This window comes from Aeromonas sp. R7-2 (genome assembly GCF_040908105.1).
Lineage (GTDB): Bacteria > Pseudomonadota > Gammaproteobacteria > Enterobacterales > Aeromonadaceae > Aeromonas > Aeromonas caviae.
The window spans coordinates 140,173-159,959 of sequence record NZ_JBFODC010000037.1; the positions used below are offsets into that span (position 1 = coordinate 140,173).

Sequence of the window (19,787 nt, forward strand, 5' to 3'; positions counted from 1 at the left end):
GGCAGAGGTCGGTCCTCAGCTCATCATCAGCCAGCCGCAGAAACCCAGGTAAACCAGTCCCACCAGGGCGAGCCTGCCCGCCGTCATCCGCTCCCGACTGAACCCCCACCACAGCAGCGTGACCGCCAGCAGCGTCACCAGGGAGGAGGCCATCATGGTGCTGTCCAGCAGCCAGGGGGTGAACAGCAGGCAGAACGCCTTGGGAATGGTGCCCTGGATCATCATGGCCCCCGAGATATTGGCCAGCGCCAGCCGGTGTTTGCCCTGCCGCACCCAGATAAGCACGTTCATCAGCTCGGGCATTTCGGTGGCCACCGGGCTCAGCAGCAGGGCCGCCAGCACCGGAGAGAGACCGAACAGCTCGCCCATGTTCTCCAGCTGGTGAACGAACAGCTGGGCCGCCAGCGCCACCACACCGAGCGCCACCAGGGTTTGCAGCAGCACCTTGCCGAGCGCCGGGATCCTGGCGTGCGGATCCAGCTTGAGGGGGGAGGGCAATTCGGCCTCGTGGCTGTCGGTCTGTTTCAGCTCACGTCGCACATAGAGGAGGTAGATCAGCACGAACAGGGGGGCCAGCCAGGTTTTACCGGTGAAGACCACCATGCCAAGCAGCACGGCCAGCAGGAAGATGCCGGCAAACCAGGCCTGATCGCGGCCTATCTCCCGCTGCACCTCGCCATTGATGGATCTGTGCTCCCGGCTCATGCACAGCAGCAGGGTCACGCCGACGGCAGCATAGCCTATGGTAGCCAGCACCAGCGGGCCGCCGAGGGCCGCACCTATGCCTATCTGCTGCTGGGCGGGGGCATCCCCCATCAGCAGGGCGGTCAGGGTGACGATGCATTCGGGCAGGGCCGTGCCGAGGGCAGCCAGCAGAGAACCGGTGGCGCTTTGGGACAGTTTGAAATGATGGCCGGTCCATTCGATGCCGTTGACGAAGTATTCGCAGGCCAGATAGATGGTGACGGCAGAGATCAGAAATAACAGCAGGGTGATCAGCATGATGAGTAACCGCCAGGCGAGCAGAACAACCGATGGACCCGATACGGCTCGCCCGGCTGGCGTGCATATCGAGGCCAAAGGTCTTGCAGGACGATAGGTGCTATCGCCGCCCATGCCATGGATCTGTGGATCCAAGAGTGTTGACATGGGCCCTGCCCGGATTTCGGGCGGGTTGCTACTCCCCAGTGACAGTGCGGGCTTTTTACCAAGTGGTTCGGTGAGGCGCAAGGCCAACAGGGGATGATCCGCGCGACAAGTTGTAAAAGGATGTGACAACCCCTCGACTCTCCCGTCCGGGATCCTGATCTTTTTACGGGGATCCTTGTGCTGGCACAGCGATTGCTACGAGTTGGCTACTGTCCACATTGACTTGGGAAGGGTGAACGATGAAACGGTGGATCCAACATTTTTACCAGCTTAATCGCCTCAACTGGCTGATGGTCTGGCTGCTGCTTTGCTGCAGCATCATCCTGCTGTTTCCGGCCGGATTGATGAAAGGCGCCGTGAGCCAGTGGGCCACGGCTCATGCGGCCTGGCTTGGGGTCGGCATGTTGATCGCCATCTCCTATTTCTGCAGTCAGGGCTTCCTGATCGCCTGGGAGTGGGCCTGTGACGAGTGGCAGTCCCGCCGCCAGCAGGATCAACTGGCCCAGATGATTGGCTTCCTCGACTTCAACGAGAAGGCGGTGCTGCGGGAGTTCGTACTGCAACGGAAAAGCGTCATAAACCTGCCGATCACCGAACCCGCCGTCAAAAACCTGATGGATGCCGGCGTGCTCACCTACGCCTACGGCAAGCCGGCGCGAGAGAAGGAAGACGAGAACCAGATCCGCGCCCTGATGATCGCCCTGCCGGCGCGCCCTCTGCTGACCTACAAGGTTCTGGGACTGTCGCGGGGCAAGATGAGCGACGAGCAGGTGGAGCAGATCATGAATGCCAGGCCCAAATTCGCGCAGAAAAGCCTCCAGCGCTGACCTTCTCCCCCCATGAAAGAAAAGAGCCGGACATCTGTTCCGGCTCTTTGCTGTCTGGCGTTGCTTATTCGGTTCTGGCTTTGAGGTAGCCGGCGTAGTCGGGCACCTGGACGCTGAATGCCTGCTGCATGTGCGGGCTGTCCATGATGAAGTCCGCCGTCGCCTCGTTGGTGGCGACCGGGATGTTCCAGACGGCCGCGAGGCGCAGCAGGGCCTTGACGTCAGGATCGTGGGCGGCGGGATTGAGGGGATCCCAGAAGAAGATCATCACGTCTATCTTCCCTTCGGCGATGAGGGCGCCGAGCTGCTGATCCCCTCCCATGGGGCCGGAGAAGAGGCAGGTAATGGGCAGCTGCGCCTTCTTGCCGAGCAGGGTGCCCGTGGTGCCGGTCGCATAGAGATGGTGGAGCTTGAGCTCCTCCTTGCGCCGCAGCACCCAGTTCAGCAGAGGGGCTTTCATGTTGTCGTGAGCCACCAGGGCAACCCGTTTGTGGGGCGCCATCTCGCGTGCAATCAGTTCCATGGAGGTCATCCGTAGCAAAATGATGGGAATGGGGTCGTATCCTAATCGAAAGCGGCGCCTGCCGCTGCCCCATGCATCGTAACTGTGATCCCGGAGGCGGTTCAATCCGGCGCCTGCCATCCTGACAGCCTCTGGCCTGCCTTGTCAGCAACCAGGTTGGCTACCGTATCGTTGGGCAAGATCTCTGCCGCTGGTGCCATGAAAAAACCCGCCTGGGCGGGTTGGGATTGTCTCTTGATGTCATCGCGATTCAGGATGACTCGGCATGGAGCTGGGATTGCTGGTAGTTTTCCAGACCGATACGGGCGATGAGATCGAGTTGGGTTTCCAGCCAGTCCACATGGTCCTCTTCATCTTCCAGGATCTCCTGGAACAGGTCGCGGCTGACGTAGTCCTGCACAGACTCGGCATAGGTGATGGCGACTTTCAGGTCGGGGATGGCGTCCATCTCCAGAGACAAGTCACAGCGCAGCATCTCTTCCACCGTCTCACCGATGCGCAGCTTGCCCAGATCCTGCAAGTTGGGCAGCCCTTCCAGAAACAGCACCCGCTTGACCAGCTCGTCGGCATGTTTCATCTCATCGATGGATTCGTGATACTCCTTGTGCCCCAGCCCCTTGAGGCCCCAGTCATCATAGATGCGGGCATGCAGGAAGTATTGGTTGATGGCAACCAGCTCATTGGCCAGCACCTTGTTGAGGTGGGCAATGATTTTGGGATCTCCTTTCATCGACATTACTCCTCGTTTTCGAGCCTAGGCAACGATCACTAGAGCTTAGTCCAGAAACATGACCATAACGTGATGGGGAAAGTCGTCCTCTGGAGGGCAGAAGGAGAGATGAAGATGAGAAGTCGGCGGTTTTACGCCACTTCGTAATAGAGCGGTGCTTGCTCTGACTCCATCTTGTCGATTTCGGTAGCGATGATCTCCATCGCCATGCGCACACATTTACCACATTGGGCACCGACTTCCAGCGACTGTTTCAACTGTCGGAATTCAGTCTTGCCTGCCTGTACCGCCTTGCGGATCTGGTTATCTGTGATGCCGCGGCACAAACACACGTACATAATCTGGACCTCATGCTGGAATGAGATGAAATCTAAATGAGAATGGTTCGTAGTGCAAAGAACGAATGGTAATAAGATCCCGTGCTTGCCAGTGATTCCACCCTTGGGGAGAATGCCTTTATCAGAGAGGATGCGAACATGTTCAAAAAACTATTCAATGCCCTGTTCAAGGGAGAGATCGCCCAGAGCCCCGAGGTTGAGCCCATCGAATACATGGGCTATCTCATCTATCCCGAGCCCATGGCGGAAGGGGGGCAATACAGGCTGGCAGGTCGCATCACCAGGGAGATAGACGGGCAATTACAGACCCATCGCTTCATCCGCTCCGATCTCTTTGCCAACCCGGCGGATGCCGAGCGCTTCATGGTGCAAAAGGCCCATACCTTCATCGACCAGATGGGGGAGCGCATGTTTGAACCCCGTGTGAAGCCAGACGCCAGCCCAGCTCCATGATGTCAGCCGAGCTGCTCGCCTTGCGCCACGCTATCGCTCATGCCGGCGAGCGGCGTCTGATCTGGCTGGAAGGGGAGCAGGATGACTGCATCGTTCGTGCCGAATCCTTGCTGTGGGGGGCGGTGTTCTGGCTGGGGCAGGGTCCTGAGCGTCATGCTCCGCAGCCTGCCGCCAAGGCGCTTCAACGGCTCGGTCAGGAGTGCGACACCCTGGTATTCAATGCCTTCAGCGGTTTTCACCCCGATGCATTCGGTGCCTTGGCGGGGACATTGAGGGCTGGGGGGCTCTTGCTTCTGCTGACCCCGCCGCGGGAGGTATGGCCGACCTACCCAGACCCTGATCGTCAGAGGCTGGTCGCCCAGCCAGAGGAGGCCGATCGTGCCGGGCAGGGTTTCATCTCCCGGCTGGTACGGTTGCTGGCAGAAGATCCGGCGCGAGATCTGACGCCAGCCTCTTGTGATATTACCTGGCAGCCTCTCGACGGGAGCCGACCGCTGAGCGCGGATCAGGCCCGTGCGCTGCCCGCCATCCACAACGTGTTGCACGGCCATCGCCGCCGCCCCCTGGTGCTGAGCGCCGATCGCGGTCGTGGCAAGAGCGCCGTGCTGGGGCTGGCGAGCGCCGACTTGCTGAGTCGGGATCCGGCCTTGACGATAGCGGTGACGGCCCCTTCCCACGCTACAGTGGCGACACTTTTTGCCCATGCAGAGCGCGCGCTGGCAGAGATGCCTGAGCGGCTGGCCGGTCTGAGCTATGTGTCCCCTGATCGGGTGGCTCAAGGAGACGTGCTGGCGGATCTGCTGCTGGTAGATGAAGCCGCCGCCATCCCGACCCCACTGCTGGAGGCCATGCTGGCCCGCCACAGTCGTATTGTCTTCGCTACAACGGAGCACGGCTATGAGGGGACGGGGCGCGGCTTTCATCTGCGCTTCAAGCGGATACTCGATGAGCAAACCCCGGATTGGCAGGAGCTGCGCCTGGTGGAGCCCATTCGCTGGAGCCTGAGCGATCCGCTGGAGCCTCTGATCTTCCGGCTCCTTGGTCTGAATGCTGACATATCGGCACCTCATCCCCCGACATCACCGACCTGGCGCCTGGTCGGACAAGATGAGCTGGCCCGTGATGACGCGCTGCTCAATCGGGTGTTCGGCCTGCTCGTGCTGGCTCACTACCAGACCAGCCCCAGTGATCTGCGGTATTTGCTGGAGGGGCCGGATCTCGACATTCATCTGATGGAGCAGGGACAGGAGTTGCTCGGGGTGGCGCTGGTCGCGCGGGAGGGCAATATACCCCCTGATCTGGCGCACGCGATCTGGGCCGGACGAAGGCGCCCTCGTGGACATCTGCTGCCCCAGTCGCTGCTGGCCCACGCCGGTTTCGTGACGGCGGGGGAGCGCTCTTATGCCAGGGTGATGCGCATCGCCATCCATCCTGCCCTTCATCGTCTCGGGCTGGGGTCCCGGTTGCTGGACAAGCTGGTATCACATTATCGGGCATTACGGGTCGATTATCTGGGATCTGCCTTCTCCGCCAGTCCAGATCTGCTGCCATTCTGGCTCAAGGCGGGATTGAAGGTGCTGCGTCTTGGTCTGCAGCGCGATGCGGCCAGCGGCAGTCATGCAGCTTTGCTGCTGATGCCGTTGCAATCGGAATATCACGCCGAGCTGGCGCAATGGCGACAGCGTTTCATGAGCCAGTTGCCGGCCCTGCTGGCGGGTGAACTCAAGAGGCTGGATACCGAACTGGTCTGGCTATCCCTCAGAGGCGGACCTGTCACTCATGTGCCGGATCTGGATGAATTCGAGCATCGGGAACTCGATTGCTTTGCCCACCATCACAAGCCATTCGAATTGTGCCAGGCGACACTGCAACGCTGGCTACTCCGGCGAGTGATGATGCTGGATGCGTTAAGTCAGGATGAACGACGGTTGCTGATCGCCACCATCTGGCAATATGCGTCCTGGTCCGAGCTGGCTGCCCGACAGGGTGTCGCGGGCAAACCCGCCCTGATAAAAGCACTGCGCTCCCTGCTGGCCAGACTGCTGGCTCAGCAAGCACCAGCGGGCTGACCCCCGCCTCTGGCACGGCAGAAAACCACGGAGCCCGGGAGGACCCCATGGCCCCTCCCGGGTTCTGCACATCGATTCGACTCACCATGGCTAAAGCTCTCCCCGTTCAAGACGTGGCCACCCCGGGACCCGTTTCTCCCTCTTCCCTGCTCGCGTTTTGCCCATTGCCACTGCTCTGATGAGCCTGGTCAGGGCTGTCTGCATTTTGGTTTTTTCTGAATATGGACTAATACTTGAATGTGAAATGAATTTTAATAAATGCATTATTTTCAGATGGTTAGCGTCGGGTGTATTGAATGCAGGCCATCTTCTCCAACGTGCACAGGGAGTGCAATGTGAGAAACGATGCAGCTCAGGCAGGTGCCGGAATGATGATGTGGTTCATCAGCAGCAGCGCTTTTGCCAATGAGATCCGGTTCAACATGACGCGCGGGGCGACCGCCATCAGCCAGCAGGTCTATGACCTGCACATGACGATTTTCTATATCTGTTGCGTCATCGGTCTGCTCGTCTTCGGCATCATGTTCTGGTCCATCGTGCACCATCGAAAATCGCGCGGTGCCAAAGCCGCCCAGTTTCACGAAAGCACCCGCATCGAGTTGCTGTGGACGGCCATCCCCGTGTTGATACTGATCGCGATGGCGGCACCGGCAACCTCGACCCTGTTGAAGATGGAGGATACCTCCAAGGCCGATCTCACCGTCCTCGTCACGGGCTCGCAATGGAAATGGCATTACAAATACCTCGAGTATCCAGTGGCGTTTTATTCCCTGCTGGCGACCAGCAAACAGCAGATCTCCGGTGATGCCCCCAAGGGCGGCAATTATCTGCTGGAGGTGGATAACCCTCTGGTATTGCCGGTCGGCAAGAAGATCCGTTTCCTGATGACCTCGGACGATGTCATTCACTCCTGGTGGGTTCCCGCCTTCGCCGTGAAAAAAGACGCCAATCCTGGCTACATCAACGAGTCCTGGACCCGGATCGACAAGCCGGGCACCTATCGTGGGCAGTGCGCCGAGCTGTGCGGCAAGGATCACGGTTTCATGCCTGTGGTTGTGGTGGCCAAATCCGCAGAGGAGTTCGAGAAGTGGATTGCCAGAAAGGGAGACGAGCAGGCAACTGCCAAGGCACAGCAACAGGCGCAGGCAGCGGAGACCATGACGTTGCCACAAGCCATGGCACAGGGGGAGAAAGTCTATCTGGGGCACTGCGCTGCCTGTCATCAGCCCGCGGGTACCGGATTGCCCGGCATCTTCCCGGCGCTCAATGGCAGCAAGGTGACCACACAGGCGGAACATCGGGCCCAGCATCTGGACATCGTCCTGCATGGCAAGAGCGGCACGGCGATGCAGCCTTTTGGCAAACAGTTGACGGCGCAGGAACTGGCCGCCGTCATCACCTATGAACGCAATGCCTGGGATAACAAGACCGGCGACCTTGTGCAGCCAGCCGAGGTGCAGTCCCTTCTCAACCCGGCCAATCCGGACAAGGACAAGTGAGGCGTCGGCATGAGTGATGGAATCACGGATACCCCGCACAGCGAACATGTCCACCAGCCAGCGGCCGGTCTGAGGCGCTGGCTCTACACCACCAATCACAAGGACATCGGTACCCTCTATCTTTGCTTTGCCCTCACCATGTTCTTTACCGGTGGCGCCATGGCCATGGTGATCCGGGCAGAACTGTTCCAGCCCGGACTGCAACTGGTGGAACCCCTGTTTTTCAACCAGATGACCACGGTACACGGCCTCATCATGGTCTTTGGTGCCGTCATGCCCGCCTTCACCGGCCTCGCCAACTGGCTGATCCCCATCATGATTGGGGCTCCTGACATGGCGCTGCCCCGCATGAACAACTGGAGCTTCTGGATCCTGCCGTTTGCTTTCCTCATCCTCCTGTCGAGCCTGTTTATGGAGGGAGGCGGCCCCAGTTCTGGCTGGACCTTCTATGCCCCCCTGTCCACCCAGTACAGCGGCAACAGCACGGCCCTGTTCGTCTTTGCCATTCACATCATGGGGATCTCCTCCATCATGGGGGCCATCAACGTCATCGTGACCATCTTCAACCTGCGGGCGCCGGGCATGGGCTGGATGCAGATGCCGCTGTTTGTCTGGACCTGGCTCATCACGGCGTTTCTGCTCATCGCTGTCATGCCGGTGCTGGCGGCTGCGGTGACCATGGTGCTGACGGACAAGTATTTCGGGACCAGTTTCTTCGATGCGGCCGGTGGGGGGGATCCTGTCCTGTTTCAGCACATTTTCTGGTTCTTCGGGCACCCGGAAGTCTACATCATGATATTGCCGGCTTTCGGCATCGTCTCCAGCATCATTCCGACCTTCTCCCGCAAGAAGCTGTTCGGTTATCGCTCCATGGTCTATGCCACCAGCAGCATCGCCTTGCTCTCCTTCATGGTCTGGGCTCACCACATGTTCACCACCGGATTGCCCGTGGTGGCGGAGCTGTTCTTCATGTACACCACCATGTTGATCGCGGTGCCGACAGGGGTAAAGGTATTCAACTGGCTTGCTACCATGTGGCGTGGTTCTCTGACATTCGAGACCCCCATGCTGTTTGCCATCGCCTTCATCACCCTGTTCACCATTGGCGGTTTCTCCGGGCTGATGCTGGCCATGACGCCAGCTGATTTTCAGTATCACGACACCTATTTCGTAGTGGCCCATTTCCACTATGTGCTGGTGACCGGTGCCGTCTTCTCGATCCTGGCTGCGGCCTACTACTGGTTGCCGAAATGGACGGGGCACATGTATGACGAGCGGCTCGGCCAATGGCACTTCTGGTGTTCGCTCGTCTCGGTCAATGTGCTGTTTTTCCCCATGCATTTTGTCGGGCTGGCGGGCATGCCTCGCCGCATTCCCGATTACGCCCTGCAATTTGCCGACTTCAACATGCTGATCAGCCTGGGGGGCTTTGCCTTCGGCCTGTCCCAGCTGCTGTTTGTCTGGGGTGTGATCAAATGCATCAGAGGCGGAGCCAAGGCGAGCGATCGGGTATGGGAGGGGGCCGAGGGGCTGGAATGGACGCTCTCTTCTCCCCCTCCCTATCACAGTTTCCAGACTCCACCGGATATCCGGTCGGAAGAGCGTTAGGGAGGTCATATGACCAAGGTCAGTCATGCCCCCTTGCTCAGAAAACTGGCTCTGGTCGTGCTCGTCATGTTTGGTTTTGCCTTTGCGCTGGTGCCGCTTTATGACGTCTTCTGCCGGATCACCGGCCTCAATGGCAAGACGTCTGATCAAGCGGCCAGTACGGAGCGGGCGGTGATCGACAGCAAGCGGAGCATCCAGATCGAGTTTCTTGCTCATGCGGATACCCGGATGCCGTGGGAGTTCAGCGGTGAGACGGCTCGGCTGTCGGTGCGGCCGGGGGAGGTGAAGATGGTCAACTTTCGGGTGTTCAATCCCACGGAGCGGACCATGGTGGGTCAGGCGGTCCCGTCGGTCTCTCCCGGTCCCGCCGCGGCCTATCTGAAGAAAGTGGAGTGTTTCTGTTTCAATCGCCAGGAGCTGAGGGCAGGGCAGAGCAAGCTGATGCCGCTCAAGTTCTATATCGATCCGGCACTACCGGACAGCATCAATACCATCACGCTCTCCTACTCGCTCTATGACATCACGGCGTCCGTACCGGTACCGGCACTCGCACAGAGGAAATGACCATGGCCAAGGTGAACCAGACCTATTATGTCCCGGACCAGAGTCGCTGGCCCATCATTGGTGCCATTGCACTGTTTTTCCTGGCGTTGGGGGCGGGACATCTGGTCAATGAAGTGGCGAGTGGGCAGACCGGTTTCGGCCGGTATCTGATGATGGCCGGTGTCGCCCTGCTGGCATTCATGTTGTTTGGCTGGTTCCGTCACATCATCCGGGAGTCCATGACCGGGCTCTACAGCGCCCAGATGGACAGATCCTTCAGGCAGGGCATGGTCTGGTTCATCTTCTCCGAAGTGATGTTCTTTCTGGCTTTTTTCGGAGTGCTGTTCTATGCCCGCCAGCTTGCGGTGCCCTGGCTGGATGGTGCGGGCCACAGGGTGATGACGGGCCAGCTGCTGTGGCCGGATTTCACCGCTCACTGGCCCCTGCTCAAGACGCCCGGCGGGGCCACGACCCAGGCCATGCCCTGGCAGGGGATCCCCCTCATCAATACCCTGATCCTGCTCGGCTCCTCCGTGACCCTGCTGTTTGCACACATGAGTCTGGAAAACGGCAGACGCATGCGGCTCAAGGGGATGTTGCTGGCCACTGTGGTGCTCGGGCTGATATTCCTGTGGTTTCAAGGCTATGAGTATCTGCATGCCTATCGGGATCTCGGGCTGCGGCTGGATTCCGGCATCTATGGCAATACCTTCTTCATTCTGACCGGGTTCCATGGACTGCACGTGCTGCTGGGCACCCTTTTCCTGACCATCATCTGGCTGCGCATCATGTTGAGGGATCATTTCACCCCACAGCGTCATTTCGCTTTCCAGGCTGCGGCCTGGTACTGGCACTTCGTCGATGTGGTCTGGCTCTGTCTGTTCGTCTTTGTCTACCTGCTTTGATGCCGTGCTCAGTAGGGACGCGGGTTGGGCTCCAGCCAGCCCATCGCGAGAGAGAGCAGCAGTATGATGACCACCAGCAGGGAGAAGAAGACGCGCCGGCCCAGAGGTACCGACATCTTTTGCGTATTGCCTGCACTGAGCATCAGCCAGAGGGCGTGAAACAGCTGGCCGATGATGAGCAGCAGCATGAGTATCAGAACGACCTTGATCAACATCTTGGGATCCTCCTCGATATGCGCGATTCGGCTGCACGAGACAAGCGACGACCATGGCATCACAGACGCTGGTTCGTCTTGTTGTTCACTCTGGTGGTGACGGCCGGTTTGTGCAAGCTGGCGTTCTGGCAGTGGCAGCGCGGAATGGAAAAAACGGCCTGGCTGGCGCAGATGGCAAAGATGCAGCAGGCCGGGCCAAGGACATTGGCCCAGATCGACTGGCAACACCCGGAGTCACTGGATGGCCAGCCTCTGCAAGGGAAAGTCGAGTGGGTCAGCCCTTATGTCTGGTTGCTGGACAACCAGATCGTCAACGGGGAGGTTGGCTATGACGTGCTCATCCCGGTACGCGCAGAGGGGGGATCCTCACTGTTGCTGGTCAACCTGGGATGGGTGCCCGCGCCATCCGACAGGTCGCAATTGCCCAATCCCGCCATCCCCGCCGCAATGACCCTTGAAGGTGTGCTGCGCATGGCTCCCGGCGGCTTCCTGTTGGGACAGAACATAGAACCAGGCCCCTACCCGAACCGGCTGCAATCCATCAGGGTCGAGACCCTGCGACAGGCAATCGGAGCCCCGCTTGCAGACGCCGTGTTGTATCAAAGACGAACCCCATTCCTCTATCACTACCAGCACAATGTCATGCCGCCCGAAAAACACCGGGCCTATGCGGTGCAATGGCTCGGCTTGGCGCTGGTGGTTCTGTCAGGGGGGGTCATGCTGACAAGGAGGTGCTCCCCATGAGCGGATGGCGACGCTGGCGGGTACCAGTGCTCTTTGCTGCGGTGATCCTGCTGCCTGTGGTGCTGGCGGCTCTGACTCTTCACCAGGGCTGGTATGAACCCGGCACGCGCAGCAAGGGGCACTGGCTGCACCAGGAGATCTACCTGTTGCAACCGCTTCCTGCCCATCAGCACCAATGGCGACTGGTCTATCTGGTGGCCCCTCGCTGCGAGGGGCAATGCCGGCAGGTCCCTGTGCTGATGGCGCGCATCCAGGCTGCACTTGGCCGCAACCTGGACAAGCTGGAGCTGGTCCAGTTGACGCCACCTCACGAGGCAAACAGTGAAATGAGGGAGGGGGATATACTGCTGGTGGACGCCCGCGGGCTGGCCATCTTGCGTTACGAGGTACCCGGCAGCACGACGACCTGGCCGTTGCTTGGCAAGGCGGTACTGTCGGATCTGCAGCAACTGCTCAAGTATCAGCGTGGGGTGCAGTGACGATGCAGCCGGCATGGAACTCGCATCTTCTGGCTACTGCACGGTCAGCGAGGCGGCATATGAAGATGCACAAGAGGCTGGCATCCGTGGCCATTGCGCTGGCAGTTCTTGTCATCGCGCTCGGTGCTTATACCCGGTTGACGGATGCCGGGTTGGCTTGTCCCGATTGGCCTGGTTGCTATGGTTCCCTGGCCATTCCCCGCGCTGAGCATGCGGAACTGGCGGCACAGCGCTATCCGGCCAGCCCGCTTGTTCCTCACAAGGCGCGCAGCGAGATGGTGCATCGCTACTTCGCCGGGGTGCTGGGAGGCGTGATTGTGCTCCTGTCCGCCTTGGGCTGGCGTACAGGCGGCCGACTGCGCCACCTCTCGCTCATCTTGCTGGTGCTGGTTGCGGGTCAGGCAGCACTGGGTATGTGGACGGTGACCCTGGCCCTGCATCCCCTGGTGGTGACCACTCATCTGCTGGGCGGCTTCGCCATCCTGACCTTGCTTTGGCTCTATCGGGCCGAATTGGCAGGTTTCCCTTCACCCCCGCCCGTACACCAGGGGGTGTCCTGGCTTGGCAGCATGGCCTGTGGCGTGTTGCTGCTGCAGATCGCGCTGGGGGGCTGGACGTCGGCGAACTATGCGGCCATGGCATGTGTGGAGTTTCCCTTGTGCCAGGGCAACTGGCAGGCAGAGCTGAATTGGGCGCAAGCCTTTCATCTCCCTCTGGGGCACGCCAGCTATGAGTTCGGCGTGCTGGGCAAGGAGGCGCGCCAGACCATTCACATCGCCCATCGCCTGGGAGCGCTGACCACGGCCTTGCTGGTGGGAGCTTTCGCCCTCGCGCTGCTCTGCCAGCGGACCCCCCTGAGAGGGTTTGGCTGGCTGTTGCTGGGTCTGCTGACCGTGCAGATTGCCTTGGGATTGGCGAACGTCCATCTGGCCCTGCCGCTGGCCAACGCCCTTGCACACAATCTGGTGGCCGCCCACCTGCTGGCCTGTTGTGTGCTGGCGCGCGGGAGCCTCTCTTTGCATCATCACGACCCCTTGTCATCCCCTGGGATGGTCAGGAGCCGGACATGAATGGGAGAGGGCGGGCACAGCGCTTTGCCCTCCGCCGGGTGCGCGATTATTGTCAGTTGACCAAACCAAAGGTGGTCGCCCTGCTGCTCCTGACCGCCTGGGTGGGCATGCTGCTGGCCGAGCCGACACGCGCCTCTCTGGACGAGATGATACTGGGCCTGGCGGGGATTGGACTGCTCGCTGCCGGGGCGGCGGCCATGAACCATTCTCTGGAGTACGGCATCGATGCCCGGATGCGCAGAACGCGCTGGCGCCCGGTCGCCATGGGACGGATCACGCCGGGGCAGGCGATGAGTTTCGCGATCTGTCTGGCACTGTCGGGGTTTGTTCTGCTCCATTGGGGCGTAAATCCCCTGACTGCCTGGCTAACCCTGGCCAGCCTGTTCGGCTATGCGGTCGTCTATACCCTGCTGCTGAAGCGGGCCACGCCGCAGAATATCGTCATCGGCGGATTGGCGGGAGCCATGCCACCGCTCTTGGGTTGGACCAGCATCACGGGGCAGCTTTCGGCCGAGCCCTGGCTGCTGGTGATGATCATCTTTACCTGGACGCCGCCCCATTTCTGGTGTTTGGCCATCCACCGGCGCGATGACTATGCCGGTGCCGACATTCCCATGCTGCCGGTCACCCACGGCACCGATTTCACCAAGACAGCCATCCTGCTCTATCTGCTGATCCTGACGCTCGTCTGTCTGCTGCCCTATCTGATCGGCATGTCGGGGCTTGTCTACCTGGTCGGCAGCCTTGGGTTGAACCTTGGATTCTGCTGGCATGGTTGGCTGTTGAAGTACGGGGATCGGCCCGGCCAGGCGATGCGCACCTTCCGTTTCTCCATCTATCACCTGATGCTGCTGTTTGGTCTGCTGATTCTGGATCACCACTGGTTGTGGCGGTTGTCATGACGTTGATGCGGGTCGCGGTCGGGTGAATGGTGACGCTGCGTTGGTGCACTGCAGGGATGCACAGACCTGATGCAAAACAAGATGGCCCCAAGGGGCCATCTTGTTTTCAGGGGGACGGAGTGGAGCCTAGAGCTTGACCATGATGTGGCGCGGCACCGTGTAGTCCTCCAGCGCGTAGAGGGAGAGATCCTTGCCGTAGCCGGACATCTTCATGCCGCCGTGGGGCATCTCGGAGGTGAGCATGAAGTGGGTGTTGATCCAGGTGCAGCCGTACTGCAGGTGGCTGGCTACCTTGCTGGCAAGGCCGAGATCCCGGGTCCAGACCGAGCTGGCGAGGCCGTAGTCCGAGTCGTTGGCCCACTGCACCACCTGCTCGGCGTCGCCAAAGCGGGTCACCGACACCACCGGGCCAAATACCTCCCGGCGCACAATTTCATCCTCCTGACGGGCATGGGCGATCAGGGTCGGTTCGAAGAAGAAGCCGTTGCCGGGGCGGATCTTGCCTCCCGCCGTCACCTCCACGTGACCGCTGCTCTGGGCCCGCTCCACGAAGCTGGCCACCCGGTTGCGCTGCCGGTCCGAGATGAGCGGCCCCATCTCCACCCCCTCCTCGCGCGGACCGCCCACCTTGATGGAGGCAACCGCCTCGGTCATGGCGGCGACGAACTTGTCGTAGATCTTGCCCTGGGCATAGATGCGGCAAGCGGCTGTGCAATCCTGGCCGGCGTTGTAGAAGCCGAAGGTGCGAATGCCGGCCACCACGGCCTCCAAGTCTGCATCGTCAAAGATGATGACCGGCGCCTTGCCGCCAAGCTCCAGATGGGTGCGCTTCATGGTGCGGGCGGCGCTCTGCAGGATCTTCTGGCCAGTGGCGATGTCACCGGTGAGGGACACCATGCGCACCAGCGGGTGCTCCACCAGCGGCGCCCCCACGCTCTCGCCCCGGCCGCAGACGATGTTGATGACGCCGCGGGGGAACAGCTCGCTGGCGAGCTCCGCCAGGCGCAGGGCGGTGAGCGGGGTCTGCTCGGAGGGCTTGAGCACCACCGTATTGCCGGCGGCGAGCACCGGGGCCATCTTCCAGGCCGCCATCATCAACGGATAGTTCCAGGGGGCGATACTGCCCACCACCCCGATGGGATCGCGGCGGATCATGCTGGTGTGCCCCTCGATGTACTCCCCCGCCAGCGGCCCCTGCAGGCAGCGAGCCGCGCCGGCGAAGAAGCGGAAGCAGTCCACTACCGCCGGCAGCTCGTCATTTAGCACCGCCAGATAGGGCTTGCCGCAGTTGAGGGATTCGAGCGCCGCAAACTCCTCGGCGTGGCGCTCGATGGCATCAGCCAGGCGCAGCAGCAGCGTGCTGCGTTGGGCTGGGGTGGTGCGGCTCCACTGGGCGAAGGCGCGTTGGGCGCCGTTCACCGCCCGGTTCACCTGCTCGAACGAGGCTTCGGGCACCGAGGCGAGCAGCTCGCCGGTGGCCGGGTTGAGGATGGGCTCGGCCTGGCCGTCACCGGTGACGAACTGACCGTCGATCAAAAGTTGGGTAGAGAGTTTCATGGTTGCATCCTTGCGCACGCGTTGAGTCGTTATTTGCCACTGCCGGCAACGTCTTGGCCGTCGCGGGTGAGGTAGTAGGCAAGCAGAATGGGAATGGTGGTGAAGGCCACTATGATGAGCGCCACCACGTTAGTGACCGGCCTGTCCCGTGGCCGGATCAGCTCCTGATACATCCAGATCGGCAGCGTGGTCTGCTGGCCGGCGGTGAAGGTGGTGACGATCACCTCGTCAAAGCTCAGGGCAAACGCCAGCATGCCCCCCGCCAGCAGTGCCGTGGCCAGATTGGGCAGGATCACGTAGCGCAGGGTCTGGAAGCCGTCGGCACCGAGATCCATGGACGCCTCGATGAGGCTCTGGTTGGTGCGGCGAAAGCGCGCCAGGGCATTGTTGTAGACCACCACCACGCAGAAGGTGGCGTGACCAATAACGATGGTCCAGAAGCTGAAGGGGATCTCCATCACCCCGTAGGCGGAGCGCAGCGCGATGCCGGTGACGATGCCGGGCAGGGCGATGGGCAGCACCAGCAACAGCGACACCACCTCCTGGCCGAAGAAGCGGCTGCGGGCGATGGCCCCCGCCGCCAGAGTGCCAAGCACCATGGCGGCCAGCGTCGCCAGCCCCGCTACCTCCAGCGACAGCTGTATGGCGCGCCACACGTCGGGGCGGTTGAGGGTCACCTCGAACCACTTGAGGGTGAGCCCGGGCGGCGGGAACTGATAGCTCTTGCTCTCGCTGGTGAAGGCGTAGAGGAAGATGAACAGGATCGGAAAGTGCAGGAACAAGAGGCCGCCGATGGCCGCGTACTTGAGCAGGCCGGAAGGCTGGTTGCCATGGTCCCGTTTCATGGGCTGATTAGAGCGCATCGAAGGCCCCCAAGCGTTTCGCGATGGTGAGGTAGATGGCGATGATGAGGATCGGCACCAGCGAGAAGGCGGCAGCGAAGGGCAGGTTGCCCGCCGTGCCCTGCTGCATGTAGACCACCTGACCTATGTACATGGTGGAGTTGCCTATGATGCCGGGGATGATGTAGTCCCCCAGCGTCAGGGAGAAGGTGAAGATGGAGCCCGCCACCACGCCGGGCAGGGCCAGCGGCAGGATCAGAGTGCGAAAGGTCTGGGTAGGGGTGGCGCCGAGATCGCAGCTCGCTTCCAGCAAAGAGCGCGGGATCCGCTCCACCGCCGCCTGGATGGGCAGGATCATGAAGGGCAGCCAGACGTAGACGAACACGATGAAGGTGCCGATGCGCGAGAATGACAGCGACGGCCCCCCGATCACCGGCAGCGAGAGGATGGCGTCCAGCAGCCAGTCCAGTCCCAGGGTGTCTGCCAGCCAGCTGATGACCCCCTCCTTGGCCAGGATCAGCTTCCAGGCGTAGACCCGCACCAGATAGCTGGACCAGAGCGGCAGCATGATGCCGACGTAGAACAGGGCCCGGGTCTTGCCGCTGGTGTAGCGCGCCATGTAGTAGGCGATCGGAAAACCGAGCAGGGCGCAGGCCAGGGTTACCAGCAGCGACATGCCGACGGTGCGCAGGATCACGTCCAGGTTCTCAGCCCGCAGCAGGGCAACGAAGTTCTGCAGCCCCAGCTCGTGGCGGATCTGGCCGCTGAACTCGTCCAGTCCGAAGAAGGCGTTGGAGAGCAGCATCAGCAGGGAGCCGACATAGATGATGCCAAGCCAGAGCAGTGGCGGCCCCAGCAGGATGGCCAGCAACAGACGCGGCCGCCCGTAGAGCAGGGTGGAGAGGCGCCGCAGCGGCCGATAGGAGAGGGGGGCAGTGGGTTGGCTCATGGCAAGGCTCGCACTGTGGGGGGCGCTCATGGTTGAGCTCCCTGAGGGGCTGTGTGCAGGCGATGGATCGCCTGCTCCGGCCAGCTGAGGCTGACCCGGGCGCCACGGGGCAGACGGGCCTGGCCCTCGTTGGGGTGGTTGACGATAAGCTCGAGCTGCTCGCCGAGATCAACCCGGTAGCGCACGAAGGGGCCGAGGTACTCAACCTCGCGCACTTCCCCTGACCAGCCCGGTGTGCCGGCCTCGGCGAGCCGGATCCGCTCCGGGCGCACCATCATCTGCTGAGCATCGCCGCACAGACGGCGGGCCTGCTCCCCCTCGAACAGGTTGACGGTGCCGACGAAGCGGGCGACGAAGGGGGTGGCGGGGGCGTCGTAGATGGTATCCGGCGCGGCGATCTGCTCGATCTTGCCCTGATTGAAGATGCAGATCCGGTCGCTCATGGAGAGCGCCTCCTGCTGATCGTGGGTGACGAAGATGAAGGTGATGCCGAGCTGGCGCTGCAAGGCTTTCAGTTCGAGCTGCATCTGCTCGCGCAGCTTGAGGTCGAGCGCCCCGAGCGGTTCGTCCAGTAAGAGGATGCGCGGCTGGTTGATCAGCGCCCGGGCGATGGCGATGCGCTGGCGCTGGCCGCCGGAGAGCTGGCCGGGCTTGCGGTTGCCGACGCCGGGCAGGCGTACCAGCTCCAGCATCTCGTCCACCTTGCGGTAACGCTCCGCCTTGGCCACGCCCTTGAGCATCAGGCCGTAGCCGATGTTGTCGCGCACATCCATGTTGGGAAACAGGGCGTAGTCCTGAAACACGGTATTGAGGTTGCGGTCGTAGGGTGGCACGGTAGAACAGGGTTCGCCGAACAGCCGGATCTCCCCCTCGCTCGGGTATTCGAAGCCCGCGATCATCCGCAGGCAGGTGGTCTTGCCGGAACCGCTTGGCCCCAGCAGAGTGAAAAACTCGCCGGCCGGGATCTGGAAGGAGATGTCGTCGACCGCCTTCACCTCGCCATAGTGGCGGCTGACCCGGTCAAATTGTACGGCATTCATGGGGCGTCCTTGTCTGTGTGGGAAGCGGGCCGGACTCCTGTCCGGCCCCATATCGGCATTTACGGAGGCAATCTCAGCGACCACCCAGGATTGCGATATAGTCCGAGACCCAGCGGTAGTAAGGCACGCAGGTTCCCTGGCTCTTGCACTGGGTGACGGGGGTACGCCAGAAGCGCACCCGATCGAAGTTGCCGATGCCGTTGGTCTTGCACCCCTCTTTCCCGAGCAGGGCATTGCCCTCACAGGCGGCGGGCACCACCGGCACGGAGCCGAACCAGGAGGCGAGATCCCCTTGCAGCTTGTTGTTGAGGGAGTGCTCCAGCCACTTGTAGGCACAGGTGAGGTTCTTCGCCTCGCTGTGTACCATGCTGGTGTCGGCCCAGCCGGTGACGCCCTCCTTGGGCACCGTCGTGGCGATGGGCTGCTTGTCGGCGATCAGGGTATTGGCCTGGAACGGCCAGGAGCCGGAGGCCACCACCCCCTCGTTCTTGAAGTCGTCGATCTGGACGAAGGCGTCGTGCCAGTAGCGTCCCACCAGCTGACGCTGCTGGCGCAAGAGGTCGAGGGCGGCCTTGTACTGATCCTCGTTCAGCTCGTAAGGATCCTTGATGCCGAGCGCGGGCTGGTGGCTCATCAGATAGAGGGCGGCATCGGCGATGTGGATGGGGCCGTCAAACGCCTGCACCCGGCCCTTGTTGGACTTGCCGTCCGGCAGGGTCTGCTCCTCGAACACCACGCTCCAGGAGTCAGGTGCCTTGGGGAACACCTTGGTGTTGTACATCAAGATGTTGCCGCCCCACTGGTAGGGCACGCCGTAGTGCTTGCCGTCTACCGTGTGCCATGGGGCATTCTGCAGGCGGGGGTCTATCTTGCCGTAGCTCGGAATGAGCGCCAGGTTCAGTGCCTGCACCTTGCCGCCGGCGATGAGGCGCAGGCTGGCGTCGCCGGAGGCGGTCACCAGATCGAAGCCTCCCTCGTTCATCAGCGCCACCATCTCGTCCGAGGTGGCGGCCGTCTTGACGTTGACCTTGCAGCCGGTCTCTTTCTCGAAGCCGGTGACCCAGTCGTAGTTCTTGTCGGTCTCGCCGCGCTCCACGTAGCCGGCCCAGGCCACGATGTTGAGCTGGCCTTCACCCTTGCCGAGGGTGGTGGGGGCAGCCTGGACCTGGCCTGCCAGCAGCACCGGGATCAGGGCCAGGGTCAGAGGGGTCAATTTCATCTTGCTCTCCTTGCATGATTGGCAACCGTGGCGGCGCCACAGTAGGCATTAACATCCTGTTAACCAGCCATGAGCGTAGGAGAAGCCGGGAGCAATGAGAATTTCAATTTTTAACGGCTTTGGTAT

General features: G+C 61.5%; 21 protein-coding genes and 1 riboswitch. Of the genes, 11 read left to right on the plus strand and 10 right to left on the minus strand.

Translation table 11 applies throughout. From position 1 onward, the window contains the following. Positions 1 to 15 precede the first annotated feature (15 nt). Positions 16 to 1,002, minus strand: a complete 987-nt coding sequence (locus AB5Y47_RS18890) for a sodium:calcium antiporter (RefSeq protein ID WP_043152882.1) — start codon at positions 1,000 to 1,002, stop codon at positions 16 to 18. Between the two features lie 89 nt (positions 1,003 to 1,091). Then, a riboswitch (yybP-ykoY riboswitch) is annotated at positions 1,092 to 1,198 on the minus strand. Between the two features lie 190 nt (positions 1,199 to 1,388). On the opposite strand from AB5Y47_RS18890, the gene AB5Y47_RS18895 reads away from it, so the two are divergent. Continuing rightward, a complete protein-coding gene (locus AB5Y47_RS18895; RefSeq protein WP_041213974.1) occupies positions 1,389 to 1,976 on the plus strand; it encodes a superinfection exclusion B family protein in 588 nt (195 codons plus the stop codon). A 64-nt stretch (positions 1,977 to 2,040) separates the two neighbouring features. Here the strand turns inward: AB5Y47_RS18895 and AB5Y47_RS18900 are convergent, their stop codons facing one another. The 3 genes from AB5Y47_RS18900 to AB5Y47_RS18910 all read right to left on the minus strand — a co-directional run bounded on the left by AB5Y47_RS18900 (position 2,041) and on the right by AB5Y47_RS18910 (position 3,567). After that, complete coding sequence (locus tag AB5Y47_RS18900) at positions 2,041 to 2,499, minus strand: methylglyoxal synthase (protein WP_041211864.1); 459 nt, start codon at positions 2,497 to 2,499, stop codon at positions 2,041 to 2,043. 250 nt (positions 2,500 to 2,749) lie between these two features. Then, positions 2,750 to 3,229, minus strand: coding sequence for a bacterioferritin (gene bfr, locus AB5Y47_RS18905; RefSeq protein WP_042015144.1), 480 nt, complete (start codon positions 3,227 to 3,229; stop codon positions 2,750 to 2,752). Positions 3,230 to 3,360: 131 nt separating this feature from the next. Continuing rightward, the gene (locus AB5Y47_RS18910) at positions 3,361 to 3,567 is read right to left on the minus strand and encodes a bacterioferritin-associated ferredoxin (protein ID WP_010675777.1); all 207 of its coding nucleotides are present in this window, start codon (positions 3,565 to 3,567) and stop codon (positions 3,361 to 3,363) included. A gap of 138 nt (positions 3,568 to 3,705) precedes the next feature. On the opposite strand from AB5Y47_RS18910, the gene AB5Y47_RS18915 reads away from it, so the two are divergent. The 6 genes from AB5Y47_RS18915 (at position 3,706) to AB5Y47_RS18940 (ending at position 10,644) form a co-directional block, all read left to right on the plus strand. After that, positions 3,706 to 4,020 (plus strand): HlyU family transcriptional regulator, encoded by a 315-nt coding sequence (locus AB5Y47_RS18915; protein ID WP_041211748.1) that lies wholly within the window; start codon positions 3,706 to 3,708, stop codon positions 4,018 to 4,020. After that, positions 4,017 to 6,089, plus strand: coding sequence for a tRNA(Met) cytidine acetyltransferase TmcA (locus AB5Y47_RS18920; protein WP_043152877.1), 2,073 nt, complete (start codon positions 4,017 to 4,019; stop codon positions 6,087 to 6,089). Before AB5Y47_RS18915 ends, AB5Y47_RS18920 begins: the two co-directional genes overlap by 4 nt. Positions 6,090 to 6,457: 368 nt before the next feature. Beyond that, complete coding sequence (gene coxB / locus AB5Y47_RS18925; protein WP_223917946.1) at positions 6,458 to 7,588, plus strand: cytochrome c oxidase subunit II; 1,131 nt, start codon at positions 6,458 to 6,460, stop codon at positions 7,586 to 7,588. Positions 7,589 to 7,597: 9 nt separating this feature from the next. Continuing rightward, complete coding sequence (gene ctaD / locus AB5Y47_RS18930; protein ID WP_069784288.1) at positions 7,598 to 9,196, plus strand: cytochrome c oxidase subunit I; 1,599 nt, start codon at positions 7,598 to 7,600, stop codon at positions 9,194 to 9,196. 9 nt (positions 9,197 to 9,205) lie between these two features. After that, the gene (locus tag AB5Y47_RS18935) at positions 9,206 to 9,760 is read left to right on the plus strand and encodes a cytochrome c oxidase assembly protein (protein WP_043152875.1); all 555 of its coding nucleotides are present in this window, start codon (positions 9,206 to 9,208) and stop codon (positions 9,758 to 9,760) included. Positions 9,761 to 9,762: 2 nt separating this feature from the next. Next, the gene (locus AB5Y47_RS18940; protein WP_043152874.1) at positions 9,763 to 10,644 is read left to right on the plus strand and encodes a cytochrome c oxidase subunit 3; all 882 of its coding nucleotides are present in this window, start codon (positions 9,763 to 9,765) and stop codon (positions 10,642 to 10,644) included. Positions 10,645 to 10,652: 8 nt separating this feature from the next. Here the strand turns inward: AB5Y47_RS18940 and AB5Y47_RS18945 are convergent, their stop codons facing one another. Continuing rightward, complete coding sequence (locus AB5Y47_RS18945) at positions 10,653 to 10,859, minus strand: DUF2909 family protein (protein WP_043152873.1); 207 nt, start codon at positions 10,857 to 10,859, stop codon at positions 10,653 to 10,655. A 78-nt stretch (positions 10,860 to 10,937) separates the two neighbouring features. Here AB5Y47_RS18945 and AB5Y47_RS18950 point away from each other — a divergent pair, with 78 nt between their 5' ends. Genes AB5Y47_RS18950 through cyoE form a run of 4 tightly spaced genes read left to right on the plus strand, consistent with a single transcriptional unit; the run spans position 10,938 to position 14,054 of the window. Continuing rightward, positions 10,938 to 11,603 (plus strand): SURF1 family protein, encoded by a 666-nt coding sequence (locus AB5Y47_RS18950; RefSeq protein WP_223953830.1) that lies wholly within the window; start codon positions 10,938 to 10,940, stop codon positions 11,601 to 11,603. After that, a complete protein-coding gene (locus tag AB5Y47_RS18955) occupies positions 11,600 to 12,082 on the plus strand; it encodes a hypothetical protein (protein ID WP_368220518.1) in 483 nt (160 codons plus the stop codon). The genes AB5Y47_RS18950 and AB5Y47_RS18955 overlap by 4 nt, the downstream gene beginning before the upstream one ends. Positions 12,083 to 12,141: 59 nt before the next feature. Further along, positions 12,142 to 13,152, plus strand: a complete 1,011-nt coding sequence (locus AB5Y47_RS18960; protein WP_368220520.1) for a heme A synthase — start codon at positions 12,142 to 12,144, stop codon at positions 13,150 to 13,152. Beyond that, positions 13,149 to 14,054, plus strand: a complete 906-nt coding sequence (gene cyoE / locus AB5Y47_RS18965; protein ID WP_324041122.1) for a heme o synthase — start codon at positions 13,149 to 13,151, stop codon at positions 14,052 to 14,054. The genes AB5Y47_RS18960 and cyoE overlap by 4 nt, the downstream gene beginning before the upstream one ends. Before the next feature lie 126 nt (positions 14,055 to 14,180). On the opposite strand, the gene AB5Y47_RS18970 is transcribed toward cyoE, so the two are convergent. The 5 genes from AB5Y47_RS18970 to AB5Y47_RS18990 form a co-directional block, all read right to left on the minus strand. Continuing rightward, positions 14,181 to 15,611, minus strand: coding sequence for a gamma-aminobutyraldehyde dehydrogenase (locus AB5Y47_RS18970; RefSeq protein ID WP_113069019.1), 1,431 nt, complete (start codon positions 15,609 to 15,611; stop codon positions 14,181 to 14,183). 29 nt (positions 15,612 to 15,640) lie between these two features. Further along, positions 15,641 to 16,456, minus strand: a complete 816-nt coding sequence (locus AB5Y47_RS18975) for an ABC transporter permease (protein WP_011707522.1) — start codon at positions 16,454 to 16,456, stop codon at positions 15,641 to 15,643. 7 nt (positions 16,457 to 16,463) lie between these two features. Next, positions 16,464 to 17,432 carry an ABC transporter permease gene (locus AB5Y47_RS18980; RefSeq protein ID WP_368220522.1) on the minus strand — a complete coding sequence of 323 codons (969 nt, stop codon included), beginning with the start codon at positions 17,430 to 17,432 and terminating at the stop codon, positions 16,464 to 16,466. Then, a complete protein-coding gene (locus tag AB5Y47_RS18985) occupies positions 17,429 to 18,442 on the minus strand; it encodes an ABC transporter ATP-binding protein (RefSeq protein WP_041216935.1) in 1,014 nt (337 codons plus the stop codon). The genes AB5Y47_RS18980 and AB5Y47_RS18985 overlap by 4 nt, the downstream gene beginning before the upstream one ends. Positions 18,443 to 18,515: 73 nt before the next feature. Then, positions 18,516 to 19,661 (minus strand): ABC transporter substrate-binding protein, encoded by a 1,146-nt coding sequence (locus AB5Y47_RS18990; RefSeq protein WP_368220523.1) that lies wholly within the window; start codon positions 19,659 to 19,661, stop codon positions 18,516 to 18,518. Positions 19,662 to 19,787 lie beyond the last annotated feature (126 nt).